The following is a 17,426-nucleotide window of genomic DNA, read 5'->3' as shown; positions in this document are numbered from 1 at the left end:
GCCGAGCTCGTCCAGAGCGGGGTGCTAGAACCCCGGATCGTGCTTCCACGACTTCGGTGTCGTGGGGGTTGGCGTGGGGGTCGGCGAGCTGCTCTGCTCGGCGGGCTTGGTCGGACGGCGGGGCGTCGCGCGCGCGGGTGACGCCGGGACCGGAGTCGGCGCCGGGGCCGGCGCAGCGCTGGCCGAGACCGTGGCAGAGGGCTCGCCCGGGGGCGCGCCGGGCTCGGTCGCAGAGGGCGCCTCCGCCCTGGAAGGCGCGGGCGCCGGGGCGGTGGACGCCGGGGCGGCGGGCGCGGCGCCGGAAGGAAGAGGGGCCGGCGCGTCGCCGCTCTGGAGCAGTACGGCGAGCCCGCCGGCGGCGAGGAGACCGAGGATCACGACGGCGGGCAGCGCGCGGCTCCTGGGGCGCGCGAACGGCGGGATCTCGTCGTCGAGCGCGCTCTGTCCGGCCACGTCCCGGGCCGCGCCGCGGAGGTTGACGGTCCTGAAGGCGCTCACCGACGAGGGGCTCCGGCCGGTCACGTCGGAGCTGCCCGGGTGGTTGCTCAGCTGATTGCGGTCGGCGCGCTCCAGCGCTTCGGTGAGGGCCGCGCGCGTTTGCTCCTGCTGGTCCTCGAACAGCTCGCGGACGAAATTGGCGACGTCCTCGTCGGTGGCTCGCTGGCTCGGCGGAAGCGCCTTGTCGAGCGCTCGCATCAGCTCGTTGGCCGTGGCGTAGCGCTCGTCGCGCTCCTTTTCGAGCGCGCGCATCAGCACGGCCTCGAGCGACGCCGGGTAGTCGGCCTGGAACTCGTGCGGCGCCTCCACCGGGTCCGTGGACGAGATGGCGAACAGCGTCGCGCCCTCGGATTCCCTGCGGAACGGGTGTTTGCCGGTGGTGAGCGTATAGAGCACGATGCCCATCGCGAACACGTCGACGCGCCGGTCGATCGCGTCGCCGCGCACCTGCTCCGGCGCCATGTAGCTCACCTTGCCCTTGAGCTGCCCGGCCTGCGTCGTGCTGTCGTTGAGCGCGGTGGCCTTGGCCACGCCGAAATCCACCACCTTGGCCAGGCCGTTGTACGTGACCAGGATGTTCTGCGGGGAGATGTCGCGGTGCACCAGGCCGACGAGCTTGCCGCTCTTGTCCTTGAGCTCGTGCGCGGCGTGCAGGCCGGCGCAGGCCTGCGCCACGATGCGCACCGCGATCGGGATCGGCATGCCGCTCTGCCGCTTCGCGACCTTCATCACCTGGTTGAGCGGAATGCCGTCGATCCACTCCATCGCCAGGAACAGCACGCCGTCCTGCTCGCCGAGGTCGAGGATCTCGACGGCGTTCGGGTGCCGGATCTGGGACGCGAGCGACGCCTCCGAGAGGAACATGCGCTCGAACTGGTCGTCCTCGGACAGCGTCGGCAGCATCGTCTTCACTGCGACGATCTTCTGGAAGCCGCGCGTCCCCTTCAGCCGCGCCGCCCACACCATGGCCATGCCGCCCGCCGCGATCGGCAGCAGCAGCTCGTAACGACCCAACACGGACCCGGGCCCGAGATCGGACGGGGTGTTGGGCAGGAGGTTCGGCGCAGGATTCACGCTACTCAGAAGGTTTGTTAAGTTCCCTGACCGTACGAGTGTGCGGTGTCACGAAGCGAGTGCCCAGCGATAAGAAACACCGCGGAGACAAATTGCGGCTATCGCACCAATAACCCCACCTCCTTACATCTGCCGACAGCTCGCGGCGGCGCTTCGTGGATGGGCAGCTGCCGCCAAAACGTCGTTAGCAAGTCCAAACGTTGTCCGGAAGTCAAGCTGCTCTTATCCACCCACCATCGTACAAGGACGGCGGACGGGCGCGCCGTCACGTGTCGTCGCGCGTCGTCACCGCCGCACGACGAACATCGCGGCGAAATACCCGTCCGTGCCGTGCACGTGCGGCAGCAGCCGGAACGCGTCGCCGCCGCCCGCGAGCTCGCGCGCGAGCTCCGCGTCGAACGGCGCCGGCTCCAGCCTGACGCCGAGGTCGTCGTCCGCCGGGGCCGCGAGCCGCGCCGCCACGGCCTCGCACTCCTCGCGCAGCACGCTGCACACAGCGAACACGAGCCGGCCGCCGTCCCGGGCGCGGGTCGCGGCGCGGCGCGCGATCGCGACCTGGAGGTCGGCCAGGCGCGGCAGATCGTCCGCCTCGCGCCGGAGCGCGATCTCCGGGCGCCGCCGCAGCGTGCCCACGCCGGAGCAAGGCGCGTCGACGAGCACCCGGTCGTAGCCCTCGGGGACGTCGCCCGCGCCCACCGTCCAGTCGACGGCGTAGGTCTCGCGCACGGAGGCCGCGGCCCGCCCGAGCCCGTCGCGCGCGCCGGCCTGCGCATCGCCGGCCTCCGCGCCCGCGCCCTCGCCCTCCGCGCTCGCCGGAGGCGCGCCCAGCGCCGCGCGGAGCTGCGAGAGCTTCGCGGGGTACAGGTCCGCCGCGTCCACCGCGCCGGAAGGCAGCACCGCGCGCGACAGGAGCCACGACTTGTTGCCCCGGCCGGAGCAGGCGTCGAGCACGGCCTCGCCGGGCCGCGCGCCGAGCGCGAAGGCGAGCGCCTGCGCCCCCTCCTCCTGGCCGATCCACGCGGCGCCGAAGCCCGGGAGCCGCCGGAGATCACCCGCCCCCCGCGCGACGATCGCGGCCGGTGAGACGTGCCCCGCCTCGAAGGTCGCGGTGGGCGCGGCGGCCCGCAGCGCCTCGAGCCACGCGCCGCGGTCCTCGCCGGGGGCGAGGCAGAGGCCGGTCGGCGGCGGCACCGGGCCGGCCGACAGGAACGCCTCGGCCGCGGCCCGGCCGAGCGAGCGGCGCAGGGCGCCCCGCAGCCACCCCGGCGCGGAGGCGACCACCGCGCTCGCGAGCGGCGGGCGACCGCCGGACTCCACGGCCGCCGCGAGCCGGCGCAGCACGGCGTTCGCGAACGCGCCGACCCGCGGTCCGCCGGCCGCCTGGGCGCCGTCCACCGCCTCCGAGACCGCGGCGAACGAGGGGACGCGATCGAGGAAGCAGAGCGAGTACGCCCCCATCAGCACGTGGGCGCGTACCAGCGGGTCGGCCGTCCAGCGGCTCTTCGCGGCGAACTCGGCGATGCGCGCCTCGAGCGCCGCCTGCGCGCGCAGGACGCCGTAGACGAGCTCCGTCGCGAGGCCTATGTCCCGCGGGTCCAGCGCCGGCGCGCGGCGCAGCTCGGCGTCGAGGGCCGCCGAGGCGAAGGCGTCCGAGCCCCACACCCGCGCGAGCACGCGCGCCGCGACCGCGCGCGGCGCGCTCTCGGGCGGAGGCGGCGGGCGCGCCGCGCCGCGGCCGCCGTCGCGCCCGTCACGCCCGTCACTTTGGTCCCGGTCAGCCAACGAGCTCCTTGAATTGCCCCTGGATCACGTCCCAGCGGCGCTCGACGTCGTTCTTGAAGGCGATGCCCATCAGGCCGATGAGCACAACGAGCCCGACCAGGCTCGCGATCTCGCGGACGCGCAGCGGCAGCGGGCGCCGCAGCACGGCCTCGAACGTGAAGAACAGGAGGTGGCCGCCGTCGAGCACCGGGATGGGCAGCAGGTTGATGAGCCCGAGGTTGATCGAGATGACCGCCATCGCCCAGACGAAGTAGCTGACCCCCTTCGCGCCCTCCTCGCCGATCACGTCGTACACCGTGATGGGGCCGCCCAGCGTGGAGATGCTGACCTTGCCCTCCATGATGCGGACGATCCCGACCACGATGAACCGGATGACGTCGTACGTCTCGTCGATCGCGCTCTCCAGGGCGAACTGGAAGGCCGACGGGCTGTCGACGAACGGCTCGGCCACCATCGGCGACCAGTTCGACGCGCGCAGGTAGAAGCGCGGGCGGTGCTGGCCGTACTCGTCGATCCAGTCCTCGCGGCGGAGCTCGATGGTGCCGCTCTTGCGCTGGCCCGAGCGCTGCCACGTGATGACGTGCGGCCTGTCCGGAGCCGCGAAGAGCCGCTCGACGAAGGTCGACCAGGCGGTGACCTCGACGCCGTCGACCTCCGTGATGCGATCGCCCGGCCGGAGCTCGGCGTCCCACTCGGCCGAGCCCTCGGGGACCTCGGCGACGTAGAGGTCGGCCGGCTCGATGCCGGTCCGCGCGAGCAGGTCGCCGTGGCCGCTCTCCGGCGTCAGCGCGGCGACGCCCGACTCGTAGACGGCGAGCTCGGCCAGGCCGCCGAGCGCGCGCGGCACCGTGACCGGCCGCAGGTACGTGACCGGCACCGTGGCGCCGCGGCTCTCCTCGAGCGCGAGCTCCAGGTCGGCGAACGTCTTCACGGGCGTGCCGCGCACCTCCGTCACGACGTCGAACGTGCGCAGCCCGGCCCGGAACGCGGGCGAGTCGGGCCGCGAGACGCCCACCACGGCGGCGGGGCGGCTCGGCCGGATGCCGATCTCGCCCACCCGGTCCACGATCTCGAGCGGCTTCTGGACGACCTTCTCCTCCGGGACGACCGTGACCTCGACGTGCGTCTTGTTGCGGAACACCTTGAGCCGGAGCTCCTGGTTCGGGCTCTTCGCCACGATCCGGTGCAGCTCGGCGAAGGTGCTGACGCGCTCGCCGTCGACCTCGAGGATGCGATCGCCCGGGACCAGCCGGCCCTCGGCCGGGTGCCCCGGCAGGACCACGCCGACCGTCGGCGGGACGAAGCGCGTCTCCCCGATGAAGACGGCGAAGTAGAGCAGCACCGGGAAGAGCACGTTCATCGCCGGGCCGGCCATGACGATGATCACGCGCTTCCAGAGCGCCTGGGACTCGAAGGTGCGCTTGCGATCCTCGGGGAGCACGGCCTCCTGCCGGTTCTCCTCGAGCATCTTCACGAAGCCGCCGAGGGGCAGGAGCGCGACGCAGTACTCCGTCTCCCGGCCCCGCAGGCGCAGCACCCGGGGGCCGAAGCCGATCGAGAAGGTGAGGACCTTCACGCCGAAGATCTTCGCGCACACGAAGTGGCCGAGCTCGTGCACGAAGATGAGCACGGAGCAGAGCAGCGCGAAATACAGGAGGTCCACGGCGGCGGCTCTCTTTACGCGAGGCCGGGCTCGGTGACCACTGGCCACTGAGGGGCGCAGGGCCAGGGCGCCCGAAGGGCGGCCTCCGGCGCAGGGCCGGCCCCCGGTCCGTGGAAAGGCGCCCTCCGGTGTGACGATGCCTTCACGGCGATGGCCCCGGTCGGCCGCCCACAGACACCCGCGGTTCCGCCGCGTGGCGAAATGTCACAGAGCGCGGCGCGCCATGCGCGATGCGCGACGCTGACGAGCGCCAGAGGGCCGCAGGCCCCGCGCATCCGTGATATCTCACCGTTGGAACTCGGCCGGGCGCCGCGCCCGCGAGCGACGCCTCACGGCGCGCGGTCCCCAGGCCGGTTTTCGCGATGTGCCCTGATACGAACTGCGAGGTCCCATCATGAAGCACACGATTGAGCACGACCTGAGCGACAGCGAGGCAAAGCTGGCGACCGAACGAGCGATCGCGCAATACCGAGAGCGGTACGCCGAGTACGAGCCTTTCCTCGTGTGGCGCGACGCGAAGCGCGCCGAGCTCGGCTTCTCGGTGAAGGGCGTCAAGCTGAAAGGCAGCATGGAGCTCCGCCCCGGCGCCGTGGACGTGGATCTCGACGTGCCTCTCCTGATGCGCCCCTTCAAGGGGGTAGCGATCGCCGCCATCGACAAGGAGGTTCGTCACTTCATCGCAGAGGCGCACCGCGAACGGGCCCAGGGAGGCGGCAAAGCCACCTGAGCGAGCGGGCTGTTCCGCTATGGACATGAGCGCCAGCCGGCGCTATGTTGCTCCAACAGTATCTACTTCGCCGGCCGAAGTACGCCCCGCGACACGACTCACTCCAGTGCTCGGCCGGCAGGGGGCTGTCTCCTCGCTGCTCACCTGCCGGTCTCGCCGTCGCGCTCACGGAGCGAGCGCCTTCACGGCCGTCAGCTTGTGCGAGGCCAGCACGGAGTGGATCGCGGTGATGAGGCCGCGCGCGTCGATCTCGCAGCGCATGACGAACCGCGGCGCCAGCTTCTCCACGGTGGTCGTGCGCTCGATGACGACCGCCGGGAGGCCGTTGATGAGGCGCAGCTCGTGGCGGAGCGCTCCGGGGTCGTCGAGCCTCAGCAGGCCGACGTAGAACCGCGCGACCCGGTTCGGGCCGACGACGATCCGGCGCGCCGCCTTGAACTCGCCGTTCGCGTCGTTGATGACCCGGACACCCTCGCTCAGGAGCGCCTCGATGGCGGCGACGTCCTGCGTCGCCAGCGTCTGCAGGAAGCGCACGAGCGCCGCGCCCGACCGCTCGACGAGCTCGGGTGAGGGGCGGCAGCGGTCGCGCTCGTACGGCTCCAAGGCGCGGCGGGCGCGGTGGTGGGTCGTCTTCACGCTGGCCTCCGACAGGTCGAGCGCGGCGGCGGTCTCCTGCACCGAGTAGTCGAAGACGTCGCGGAGCAGGAGCACCGCGCGCTGCTGCGGGGTCAGCGCCTCGAGCGCGATGAGGAAGGCGAAGGACGCGCTCTCGAGGAGGTCGTAGCGGCCCTCGGTGCCCTCCTTGCCCGGGATCTCGAACGACGGGGGCTCGGGCTCCGCCTCGATCGGGGAGGGGAGCCACGGTCCGTCGTAGGCGAGGCGCTTGCGGCGCCGGAGGGCGTCGCGGCCGAGGTTCAGCGCGACGCGCGCGAGCCAGGGGCGGACGGGCTCCCCGGTGCGCGCGGGCGGGCGCTCCAGCGCGCGGACGAACGTCTCCTGCACGATGTCGTCCGCGTCCGCGGCGCTGCCGGTGAGCCGGTAGGAGAGGGCCCAGAGGAAGCGCTCGTGCTCGCGGTAGCTCGCGGCGACGAAGCCGGGGGCGGCGCGCCCGGCGCTCGGGGCAGGAGAGGCCGTGGAGCTGCTCATGGAGCGTCGGGTAACCCCGTCACGCCGCGCGGTCGAGCGCGCGGCGCGAGAGGATGGCGCTCGCGGCGTCCCGCGCGCTGGCGAGGCTCGCGTCGGCGAGCATGCCCGTCGGCCCGACCCAGTCGCCCGCGAGGAAGAGGCCGTCGAGATCCGGGACGCGGGCGCCGGGGCGCCCTGCGGGGCCGCCGCCCTCCGCCGTGACCACGGCGTTGGAGACGATGAGCGAGGGCAGGAAGCGGCGCTCGACGATCGCGCCGCGGTAGCCGGGCTGCGCGCGCTCGAGCAGATCCTCGAGCTCGCGCTCGGGGTCGCCGCCGGCGAGCTCGGGGCTGTACTGGGCGGTGTGGATCACGGCGCCGCCGGCGGGGGCGAGGCGCGCGGCGCCGGTGTGGACCGACAGGTAGAGCGGGCGGTCGATGCCGAGCACGAAGCCCGGGCGCTGGCGAGGGAGCCTCGACAGGGCGACGTCGAGGCACGCGGCGCGGACCGGGACGGCGCGCTCGGCGTGCGCGGCGAGCGCCGCGCTCGCGGGCACGAGCGCGGCCGCGGCGCGCGGGCTCGCGGCGACGAGCACGGCGCCGGCGCCGAGGCGGTCGCCGTTCGCGAGCTCCACGGCGGAGACGGCGCCGCCCTCGGCCGCGATCTGCGCCGCGCGCGCGCCGGTGAGGATCTCCACGCCGGCCGCCACGGCGGCGTCGCGCAGGCCGGCGACGAGGGTCTTCCAGCCGCCGTCGAGGTAGAGCACGCCGTGGCTCAGGGCGAGCTGCACCTGCGCGAGCGCCGCGCCGGCGCTCTGGCGATCGTCGTCGGCGCAGTAGGTCGACAGCCGGACGAGCGCGCCGACGAAGCGGCGCGCCTCGGGCGTCCGGAAGGCGTCGCGGAGCCAGGCCGAGACCGGGACCGCCGCGAGCGGCGCGGGGTTCGTCGCGGCGAGGCTGCCGAGGACGCGCCCCATCTCGATCTTCGCGGCGAGGGGGAAGAGGCCCGTCGTGAGCAGCGACAGGGCGCCGGACGGCAAGGTGTGGAGGGCGCCGCGGTCGAGCGCGAGCGCGCCCGACGGGGACGGCGCCGCGCCGGTGAACCGGACGCCGAGCTCGCGGAGCACCTCGTGCGCCGCGCCCCCGCGGTAGAGCGCGTGGGCGCCGAGGTTCAGCGAGAAGCCGTGGCTCTCCTGCGTGGAGGCGCGGCCGCCCGGCGCGTGCGCCTTCTCGACGAGGGCGACCGACCGACCCGCCCGGCCCAGGTACGCCGCCGCGGCCAGGCCCGCGAGCCCGCCGCCGATCACCACCACGTCTTTTGTAGTACGCATCACATGACCCCTTTCCTGGCGGTACCACGATCGGGGGGCCGGAAAGGTTACGCGCGCCCTGTCGAATGTTCGGAGCGCGGCGGGACGGGGAGGAGGGCTCTACGGGGAGGGGGCTGGACGGCGAGGGGGAAGCGGCGTGCCGGCGCTCAGGTGGCGCGGACGAGCGGCGTGTCGACGAGGTGCTCGGACAGGAACCACACCTGCATCTCGTTCGTGCGGAGGACGTCGCTCATGAGCAGGTCGGCGGTGCCGTCGTCGCGGTTCTCGGTGGTGAGCTTCACCGCCTCGCGCGTCTCCGCGAGGATGAGCTCGTGCGCGTCGAGCAGGCGCGAGAGCTGGGCGGGCACCTGCTCGCGGCCGCGGGGCGCCCGCTCGATCTTCGTCATCTCCGCGACGTCGTGCGCCATGGCGATCGCGACGCCGCCCAGCATCTGGACGCGCTCGGCGAGCATGTCGATCAGCGCGGCTTGCTCCTTGAAGTGCTTGTCGAAGAGCAGGTGGAGCTGGAAGAAGGTCGCCCCGGACACCTGCCAGTGGTGCTTCTTGTACATGTCGCGCAGGACGAGCGTGTCCGACAGGATCTGATTCAGCGCCCGGATGCTCTCCGCGCGCGACTTCGCGGCGAGCGCCAGCGGATAGTCCACGACCGTCCCGAAAGGCTGGATCTCCTTGCCTCGCTGGCGGAGGAGGGGCTGGGCCTCCAGCGCCCGCGCTCCGCCTTCCTTGCCGCCACGCCTCTGTTTCCTCTGTTGCTTCCTCTGTACTGCCATGGTCCCCTCCACGTCGATCGGTTCACTACGTATCTAGAGCCCGAGCCCGCTCCGTCCATGGCCGCACGTCCGCTGTCGTGTCCACGCGGGCCCGCGCGGCGCTCGGCTGGAAGGCGCGCCCGCGCGCCATCGCACCACCGCGCGGCTCGCATCCGGGTGGGATTTCGTGCAAAGTCCAGCGCAGCATGAAACGGCTCCTGCTCACCAGCGCGCTACCCTACGCCAACGGGCACATCCACATCGGCCACCTCGTCGAGTACACCCAGACCGACATCTTTGCCCGTTATTGGCGGATGACCGGGCGGAGGTGCATATCCCTGTGCGCCGACGACACCCACGGCACGGCCATCATGATCCGCGCTCGGCAAGAGGGGCGGAGCGAGGCCGACGTCATCGCGGACATGAGCGCGGCGCACCAGCGCGATTTCGCGGCGTTCCAGATCCGGTTCGACCACTACGGCAGCACGAACTCCCCCGCGAACCGCGCGCTGTGCGAGGAGATCTGGGCGTCGCTGCGCGAGCGCGGCATGGTGACCACGAAGGAGGTCACGCAGCTCTTCGATCCGCAGGAGGGCATGTTCCTGGCGGATCGCTTCGTCAAGGGCACCTGTCCGAAGTGCGCGGCCCCGGACCAGTACGGCGATAGCTGCGACCGGTGCGGCTCGACCTACGCCGCGACCGATCTGGTCGAGCCGAGGAGCGCGCTCACGGGCGCGCGGCCCGAGGTGCGGAGCGCGCAGCACCTCATGGTGGCGATCGAGCCGGAGCGGCCGTTCCTGTCGACCTGGACGCAGGGCGAGGGGCGGATGCCGAAGGAGATCGCGAACTACCTCGCGGGGCATTTCCTGTCGGAGCCGCTCCGCGACTGGGACGTGTCGCGCCCCGCGCCGTACTTCGGGTTCGAGATCCCCGACGCGCCGGGGAACTACTGGTATGTCTGGTTCGACGCGCCGATAGGGTACATGGCCGCGAGCAAGGAGTGGTGCGACCGGGAAGGCGAGGCGTTCGACGACTGGTGGCGATCCGAGGAGACGGAGATCGTCCATGTCATCGGGAAGGACATCGTGTATTTCCACACGCTCTTCTGGCCGGCGATGCTGAAGAGCGCGCGCTTCTCGCTGCCGTCGCGCGTGCAGGTGCACGGGTTCCTCACCGTGAACGGAGAGAAGATGTCGAAGAGCAAGGGCACGTTCGTGCTGGCCTCGACGTACCTGAAGCACCTCGATCCGGCGTACCTCCGTTATTACTACGCGAGCAAGCTGAGCTCGAAGGTCGACGACATCGATCTGAACCTGGAAGAGCTCGTGAACAAGGTGAACGCCGAGCTCGTGAACAAGGTCGTGAACCTGGCGAGCCGGTCGTCGCGCTTCGTGGCGCAGACGGGGCTGTCGGCGGTTTACCCCGAGGACGGGGGGCTGTTCGCGTCGGCGGCGGAGGAGGGCGACGCGATCGGGGCGGCGTACGCGGCGTTCGACTATGCGCGGGCGACGAGGAGCATCGTGGCGCTGGCGGACCGGGCGAACGAGTATGTCGACCGGATGCAGCCGTGGGCGCTGGCGAAGCAGCCGGAGAAGAAGGCGGAGCTGCAGGCCGTCTGCACCGTGGCGCTCAACCTGTTCCGGCAGATCGTGCTCTACCTGGCGCCGGTGCTCCCGAAGCTGGCCGACGACGTCGCGCGGCTGCTCGGGTGCCCCATGGACCGGTGGGCGCTCGCGAAGACGCCGCTTGTGGGCACGCCTGTGGCCGCGTATGAGCACCTCATGAAGCGGGTCGAGCCGGGTGCAGTGGAGAAGATGATCGCGGAGGGCCGCCCTGCCGAGGAGGCGGCGGCGCCGGGCGGCGCGGCGGGGGCGAACGCGGAGGCGGGCCAGGCGGCGGGCGGGGGCGCGGCCGCGGAGGACGACGGCGCGGCGCTCGCCAAGGAGCCGCTCGCGCCGGAGTGTACGATCGACGATTTCAGCAAGGTCGATCTGCGCGTCGCGCGCATCGTCGCGGCGGAGCACGTGCCCGAGGCGAAGAAGCTGCTCAAGCTGACCGTCTCGCTCGGCGGGGAGGCGCGGAGGACGGTGTTCGCCGGGATCAAGGCGTATTACAAGCCGGAAGACCTGATTGGCAGGCTCGTCATCGTGTGCGCCAACCTGGCGCCGCGGAAGATGAAGTTCGGCCTCAGCGAGGGGATGGTGCTCGCGGCGGGGGACGAGACGGTGCACTTGCTGTCGCCGGACTCGGGGGCGAAGCCGGGGATGCGGGTGCACTGAGGGAACTCACGGAGGTCCTCGCCGGTGGTCGCGTGCCGCCCGCGAGGACGGCCCCGCCGACGTGAGAGCTGCCGGATAACGAGCGGGTGTCGATCGTCGCCCGGATATCGGCTCGCCAAAGTATCCTTGGCGCATGGCCCGTACCGCCCCGGTCCCGAACATCCCTGCCATCCCTGGCATGAACCCCGGCGTCTTCGTGATGGGGGGCGGCGGCGGTGGTGGTGGCTCCGGCGGTCGTGGAGGCAATGGCGCGGGCGACGGCCAGGGCGGCAACGGCAGCAACGGGGGCGACGGCGCGGGCGGCGGCGGCAAGGGCGCCGGCTCATGCGGCACCGGCTCGACGGACGGCGGCGGCTGCCCGAACCACCATGGCTCCGGCTCGAGCGGCAAGATGTCGCGCGGCGATCCCGTCGACGTGGTGACCGGACGCGTCTTCACGGTACCCGCCGTCGATGTCTGCTTTCCCGGCCCTCTGCCGCTCGTCATCGAGCGCACGTATTCGAGCAGCGCGCGCGACCGCGATGTCGGCCTCGGGTTCGGGTGGACCCACTCGCTCGCCTGGCAGCTCCTCCAGCGCCGCGGCTCGTTGCACATCCTCTCGTTCGACGGCGTCGAGCACGACCTCGGCAAGGTGCTGCCAGGGACGGGGGTCATCGGCCCCCACGGCTGGATCGTTCACCGCGAAGGCGACGGGTTCCGGCTCGATCTCGTGGATGGGCAGTACCTGTTCTTCGGCGAGCAGGTCCTCTCCGACGAGGGCGAGCGCTACCTGCCGACCGTCATCGGCGACCGAGCCCAGAACCGGATCGTCCTCGCCTACGATCGTGGCGCCCTCGCTGAGGTGACGGACGCCTCCGGGCGTATCGTCCGCGTGCTGCGCGGGCGGGACCGCCGCATCGCCGCCTTCGAGGCGAAGAACACCGTCGCCCAGGGGAGGTGGGTCGCGTTCGCCCGCTACGCCTACGACGCAGGGGGCAGGCTCGTCGAGGCAGCTGACGCCGACGGGTACGTGACGCGGTACGAGTACGACGCGAGCCATCGGTTGACGTCCATCACGGGCCCGACGGGCCTCATGTTCTCCTTCCGATACGACGACCAAGGCCGGTGCGTCGAGACGTGGGGTGAGTACCTCGGCAAGGCGGATCCGAGCCTGACGGACGACGTCCCCGAGATGCTCGCCGATCATGTCACCCGGGCCAGGGGGATCCTCCACACGAAGCTCGAGTACTCAGGAGACGGCTACTCCGAGGCCGTCGACTCGGTGGCGCTCCATCGGTACTTCGGCAACGCGCATGGGTTGGTCGACAAGGCGGTGACGCCGCTCGGCGTCTTCGGCCGCACCTACGACAAGCGGGGCTTTCTTGCCTCGTTCACCGATCCGCTCGGGGCGCGGACGACCTGGAAGCGTGATGCCATGGGGCGCGAGACGGAGGTGGTGGACCCGCTCGGCCGGCGCACCGTGATCGAGCGCGACGCATCGGGAGAGATCACCGCTGTCATCGGGCCGGACGGGGAGACGACCCGCGTCGATCGCGCGGGCGACAGCCTGTTCTGGACCGATCCGATCGGCGCCGTCTGCTCGGCGCGCTTCGATGCGCGAGGTCTGCCCATCGAGGTCCGCTGGCCCGACGGCAGGACGCTCGTCTTCCGCCGCGATGTGCAGGGCAACGTCATCGAGCACATCGACCAGGCCGGAGCGCAAACACGAGCGCGCTACGATGCGTGGGGCCGGTGCGTCGAGCTCTGGGACGCGCGGGGTGGACGGACGGCGTTCACGTACTCCACGGGGGGTCGCGTCCTGTCCGTGATCTCGCCGGATGGGTCGGTCGAGCGCTACGAGTACGACGGAGCGGGCAACCTCATCAGCCTCACCGAACCCGATGGTCAGACGACGCGAATCACCTATGGAGGACTTCACAAACCCGTTCGCGTCGAGAGGCCAAACGGTGAAGTGACCGAGCTGAAGTACAACCGCGAAGGGTGGCTCATGCGCGTCACGAACGGCCGGGGCGAGGTGCACAGCTATGAGAGGAACCTCGCCGGGCTCGTCATCGCCGAGCGCACGTTCGATGGACGGGTCCTGCGGTACGGGTACGACGCGATGGGCAGGGTGGTGTGGTCCGAGAACGGGCTGGGACAACGCTCCGAGTACAAGCGCGATCTCGCAGGCCAGATGACCAGGCGGATCTTCGACGATGGAACCGAGGAGTCGTTCGAGTACAATGGGCGAGGCGAGATCATCTTCGCCGAGAACGCCGCGGGCCGCTTCGCGTTCGACAGAAACGAGAAGGGATGGATCGTCGCCGAGACGCAGGAGGTCGCCGGGGCTCCTGTCACGGTGCAGACCGAGTATCGGATCACCGGGGAGGTCGCCGCCCGCCGCACCTCGCTCGGGCATACGGCGCAGTGGTCCCACGACTTCGCGCGGCAGCAAGTAGCGCTGTTCCTCGACGGCCAGGCCGAGGCTGTGTCGACGCGCGATCCCTGGGGGCGTGAGCTGACACGCTCGCTCAAGGGCGGAGCGCGGATCGACATGGCGTACGATGCATTGGGGCGCCTCTCCGAGCGGCGGATCGTCTCGAGCACCTCCGGCGTGAGGGGCAGGGATCTCTCCGTGCAGCCCGCCTGGGTCGGGCGCTTGCCGCCCGGGACGGTGCACGCCGAGTGGCGTCGCTACACGCCCGCCGGCCTCCTCGAGGAACACTGGAGCGCTCGCGGTGGGGTCACGCAGTACGGCTACGATCCTGCCGGCCAGCTTGCCGGGGTGCGTCGCCACGGGGGCGAGGTAGCCTCGTTCCGGTACGATCTCGCGGGCAACCTGCACGACGCCACGCCCGGAGCTCCGCCGCGCTCGTACGCGGTCGGCGGTCGGATCCAGCGTGCTGGAGATACTGAATACACTTGGGACGAAGACGGTCGCCTCGTCACGAAGCGCATACGCCGCACGGCAGGCGAGGAGGAGCTCACGCGTTATCTCTGGTCGGCGTCAGGCATGCTGGCGAGGGTCGAACGCCCCGATGGCGAGATCGTCGCGTTCGAGTACGATCCGTTCGGCAGGCGTGTCGCGAAGCGGCTCCTCGCCCGCACGGCGGACGGCTCCGAGCGGCTGGTCGAGGCGACGCGCTTCGTCTGGGATGGTGGGGCGCTCGTGCACGAGATTCGCCGCAAGACCGACGCCGGAGGCGACCCCATCGTGGACGAGCGAACGTACGTGTTCGAGCACGACAGGACCGTCCCCGTCGCGCACCGAGAAGCCCGCGCCCAGGGCGGGGCGCGCACCGTGTCGGCGTGGTGGCATTATCTGACCGACGACTCGGGCGCGCCCGAGATGCTCGTCGGACCTGACGGGCAGATCGGCTGCGAGCTCGCCCGCGACCCGTGGGGATCGGCGACGTCGGCGGAAGGCGCGCAGACGAGCACGCCGCTGCGCTTCCGGGGGCAATACGCGGACGAGGAGACCGGGCTCTCGTACAACAGATATCGCTATTACGATCCCGAGCTCGGCCGGTACATCAGCGCCGATCCCTTGGGGATCGAGGGCGGCCTCAACGTCTTCGCCTACGCGGCCAACTGCCCGACCTCGGCGGTCGACGTCGAGGGGCTGATGTACTCGATCATCAAGGACAGGGCGGGCAACATCGTCGCTGATGGTCATAGTCAGGACACAGGTCGGCCTCTCCCGGCGTCTCACAGTGCGGTGCCGAATGGCAAGCCCTGCGCCGAGCGCTCGGCGCTCACCAACCTGGCGCATCGACTCGGTCCCGGCGCCACGAAGGCGGATGTTGCCAGGATGTTCCAGGAAGAGGGCTACACGCTGGAGACGTACGAAGGCAACGCTGACGACTACAAGAGAAATAGGCGAGTCGCGGCCAACCCCTGCCCTGTCTGCAAGGAAATGCTGAAAGATATGGGGATCCCTCATACCTCCGTCCAGGGACACTCGCCAAAGAACCTGACGAAGACCGGGCCCTGGAATGGAGAGTCGACCTACAACCCGGGTACACGGAAGATTTTCATGAACGCGGGAAGACGTTGATGAACGGCCCTTCCGAGCAGCTGGCCGCGCTGTCATCCCTGCGCGGCCCGGAGGGCGGTCTTGCGCGGTCGCATGGAGGGCTCGCCGCGTTCTGGCGGTCCGTCGCCGAGGACGTCCTCCTCGACCCTGCGCCGCAGGGAAGCCGTGCGCTGCTCGCCGCGCTCGATGAGTGGTTCACGGCGGGGCCCACCTGCGCGCTCGTCGCGGGCGCGGACCCGAGCTTCCGCTCCGCCCTCCTGGCGCGCTGGGCCCTGTCGGTGGCCGAGCGCCGCGCCGCGGAGGTGATCTTCGTGCCTGTCAGCGCTTGCTTCGGGACCGCGGTCGAGCGCGACATGCTGAAGCTGTTCTTCGGCCTGTTCAAGGGATCGGCGACCGCCATGTTCAGCCGCCCGCGGAGCCCGGGGGAGCTGGTGGCTGCCATCCGTCTGGCCCTGGGGGGTGTCGGATGGGTCTCCTCTGTGCCTGACGACGAGAACCCCCAGCTGCTCGTGATCCTCGACGGCCTCGAGCGCGCCGCCGACGGGTGGCCGGATCCACGAATTCCTCTCCTGCGCGACCCCGGTGACGGCGCGCATATCGTCGTGTCCGTCGACGCCGAGGAGCACGCGCCGAGTGGTGTGCCATGGCGCGACAGGCTCGCGTGGGTGGCGGAGGAGATGACGCCAATATCATGCTCCGCGGCTCGTCCATCGCTCGACGAGCCTGCCAGGGCACGGAGCGCTCTGGAGTCCCTGGGCGAGGAGGGAGCGCTCGCCGCGCGTGCCTTCGACGCGCTCGCCGCGAGCCTTGCTCCCGTGTCGCGTGACGATCTCGTGCGGGCGGTGGGCGTCGACCCAGCCGAGCTCGAGGCGCTCGAGCGCGCCCCGGATCCAGCTCGCCGGCTCGTCGTCACGGACGACGGGGGAGCCTACCGGTTCCGAGACGACGCGGGGCGCGCCCGCTGGGGCGCGTCCGATCGCGTCGCGGCCATCGAGGATGCCATCGTCGAGCGCGGGTTATCGACGCTGCGTGCGTGCAACGCGGCTTCCGAGCCTCACGTCGCGTGGCCTCCGTACCTCGTGGAGTACCTCGGCGCTCACATGACGCGGCGAAGCGCTGGAGTGACCGATTGCATGGCTCTTGTCTCGCCGGCGTGGCTCAGGGCCTGGATGGACAGGCCGGGAGGCCTCGTGGGATTTCTGGCGGACGTCCAGCGAGCTCGTCGCGCTGCGACGGATGCGCTCCTCCTGGCCTGTCGCTTCGGGACCGAGAGCGATCCAGGTGCCAGCGCGGAGAGGGCCGCTCGTGTGTGCGATGTCGTCCGGTGTGCGCTCGTGGATGGGGCGCTCTGCGCGAAGGAGGGCAGTCGCGATGAAGAGCGCGACCCTGCCGAGCCCTACACCGAACCCGCCGTGGACCTTACCCGACCGACGGGCGCCGCGCGCGAGCGCGCCGAGGCGCTGGTGACGCTTGTCTCCCTGGTGACAGGCTCGGAGCGGCAGCTGGTTCAGGCATGGGCAACGGATGCGTGCGCAGGTCTCGATGAGATCCTTCCCCGGTCCATCCCGCACGTGACGACGGACCGGAGCGCGGCCGACCCCGAACGCACGCGCCGGATCCGCGCGGGCGCGACATACGACGAAGTCGATGCCTACCTGTCGAGGGACATGGTGGTTCGACCCACGGACCTCTCGCCCGACGAAGCTTGGCGCCTCGCGGAGAGCCGAGAAGGGGAATCACGGATGGTCAGCTTCGCGGGCATCTTGCCCGATCTTCCCGAGGACATGCGCGAGAAGGCCGTACGAGAGGTCATGACCGCGTACTGGGCCCACGGCGACCGGGTGGCGCTGCGGGTCCTTTCGGCGTGCGCGCCCTGGATGGCTCTTACCGACGCCGCCACGGTCGTGTGCAGCGAGCTCGGGGGCGACTGGACGAGCGACTTCCCCGGGATGTTGGTGGGCTTCGGCAGCCTCACCGAGCTCTCTCCGCTCTTGCTGCGGCTGGGCGGGACGGCGGCTGTCGTTGGGGTCGCCCGTGCCATCGCCGAGGTGGGCCGATGGCTCCCGTAGCTCCGCGTGCCACAAATCCCGCCAGAAACACCGGTCGATGACGGCGAGCTGATCGAGATCCGTACGAGCGAGAGCCGCGTTCTCGACGAGCTCCACGCGCCGCGCTCTCGTGGAC

General features: G+C 71.2%; 10 protein-coding genes. 4 read left to right on the top strand and 6 right to left on the bottom strand.

Features of this window, described 5'->3' with window-relative positions; all coding sequences use genetic code 11:
- Positions 1-24: 24 nt before the first annotated feature.
- The 3 genes from WMF34_RS40065 to rseP form a co-directional block, all read right to left on the bottom strand.
- A complete protein-coding gene (locus tag WMF34_RS40065; protein ID WP_012240499.1) occupies positions 25-1,572 on the bottom strand; it encodes a serine/threonine-protein kinase in 1,548 nt (515 codons plus the stop codon).
- A 285-nt stretch (positions 1,573-1,857) separates the two neighbouring features.
- Positions 1,858-3,354, bottom strand: coding sequence for an RsmB/NOP family class I SAM-dependent RNA methyltransferase (locus WMF34_RS40060; protein WP_437991104.1), 1,497 nt, complete (start codon positions 3,352-3,354; stop codon positions 1,858-1,860).
- Complete coding sequence (gene rseP, locus WMF34_RS40055) at positions 3,347-5,017, bottom strand: RIP metalloprotease RseP (protein ID WP_157907246.1); 1,671 nt, start codon at positions 5,015-5,017, stop codon at positions 3,347-3,349. Before rseP ends, WMF34_RS40060 begins: the two co-directional genes overlap by 8 nt.
- Positions 5,018-5,411: 394 nt before the next feature.
- On the opposite strand from rseP, the gene WMF34_RS40050 reads away from it, so the two are divergent.
- Positions 5,412-5,744, top strand: coding sequence for a polyhydroxyalkanoic acid system family protein (locus WMF34_RS40050; RefSeq protein ID WP_012240496.1), 333 nt, complete (start codon positions 5,412-5,414; stop codon positions 5,742-5,744).
- Between the two features lie 165 nt (positions 5,745-5,909).
- On the opposite strand, the gene WMF34_RS40045 is transcribed toward WMF34_RS40050, so the two are convergent.
- The 3 genes from WMF34_RS40045 to WMF34_RS40035 all read right to left on the bottom strand — a co-directional run bounded on the left by WMF34_RS40045 (position 5,910) and on the right by WMF34_RS40035 (position 8,969).
- The gene (locus WMF34_RS40045; protein WP_437991103.1) at positions 5,910-6,890 is read right to left on the bottom strand and encodes a sigma-70 family RNA polymerase sigma factor; all 981 of its coding nucleotides are present in this window, start codon (positions 6,888-6,890) and stop codon (positions 5,910-5,912) included.
- 19 nt (positions 6,891-6,909) lie between these two features.
- On the bottom strand, positions 6,910-8,199 hold the full coding sequence (locus WMF34_RS40040) for a phytoene desaturase family protein (protein WP_437991102.1): 1,290 nt from the start codon (positions 8,197-8,199) through the stop codon (positions 6,910-6,912).
- A 146-nt stretch (positions 8,200-8,345) separates the two neighbouring features.
- Entirely contained in the window at positions 8,346-8,969 is a 624-nt protein-coding gene (locus WMF34_RS40035) for a Dps family protein (RefSeq protein ID WP_437991101.1), read from the bottom strand.
- Between the two features lie 185 nt (positions 8,970-9,154).
- Between WMF34_RS40035 and metG the strand changes: the two genes are divergently transcribed.
- The 3 genes from metG to WMF34_RS40020 all read left to right on the top strand — a co-directional run bounded on the left by metG (position 9,155) and on the right by WMF34_RS40020 (position 17,311).
- Positions 9,155-11,227, top strand: a complete 2,073-nt coding sequence (metG, locus tag WMF34_RS40030; protein ID WP_012240492.1) for a methionine--tRNA ligase — start codon at positions 9,155-9,157, stop codon at positions 11,225-11,227.
- 133 nt (positions 11,228-11,360) lie between these two features.
- A complete protein-coding gene (locus WMF34_RS40025) occupies positions 11,361-15,263 on the top strand; it encodes an RHS repeat-associated core domain-containing protein (protein ID WP_012240491.1) in 3,903 nt (1,300 codons plus the stop codon).
- Positions 15,263-17,311: a hypothetical protein gene (locus tag WMF34_RS40020; protein WP_437991100.1), complete on the top strand. Its 2,049-nt coding sequence runs from the start codon at positions 15,263-15,265 to the stop codon at positions 17,309-17,311. The genes WMF34_RS40025 and WMF34_RS40020 overlap by 1 nt, the downstream gene beginning before the upstream one ends.
- Positions 17,312-17,426: the final 115 nt, after the last annotated feature.

This window comes from Sorangium sp. So ce145 (assembly GCF_051525985.1).
In the GTDB taxonomy this organism is placed as follows: Bacteria; Myxococcota_A; Polyangia; order Polyangiales; family Polyangiaceae; genus Sorangium; species Sorangium cellulosum_B.
This window is presented reverse-complemented; position numbering and strand designations above follow the sequence as displayed.